Origin of the sequence: Limosilactobacillus portuensis (genome assembly GCF_014838735.1) — a bacterium.
Classification (GTDB): Bacteria; Bacillota; Bacilli; order Lactobacillales; family Lactobacillaceae; genus Limosilactobacillus; species Limosilactobacillus portuensis.
Window position 1 is genome coordinate 1 of the sequence record NZ_JABUXQ010000129.1, and the last position, 283, is coordinate 283.

1 pseudogene is annotated in these 283 nt (G+C 31.4%); it reads left to right on the plus strand.

Going from position 1 to position 283, the window contains the following annotated elements:
• Positions 1 to 177 precede the first annotated feature (177 nt).
• Positions 178 to 283, plus strand: a pseudogene (locus HUK49_RS10855) (replication initiation factor domain-containing protein); the annotation flags it as partial.

Genomic DNA, 283 nt, shown 5'->3' on the forward strand with positions numbered 1-283 from the left:
TTTGCTTACCAATCGTTTGCATAATTAATCCGATAATGAGTGAACTGAAAAGCCCAAGTGTCATATAACTGAGACCATCGATGAACCAACGATAGAGTAATTTTTTCACTGAGTTGAACACTTCCAATCTTTGTTATTTTGTTTTTATAAATTTCATATTAACATAACATTTGGGATATTTTGCAAACTAGGTTTAAAGCCAAAGCATTACAGGAAAAAGTTTATATTGAGTATGATAAAGTGAAAGCTGATAGTTGGGATAGACGTAATATGCGTGTTGAAT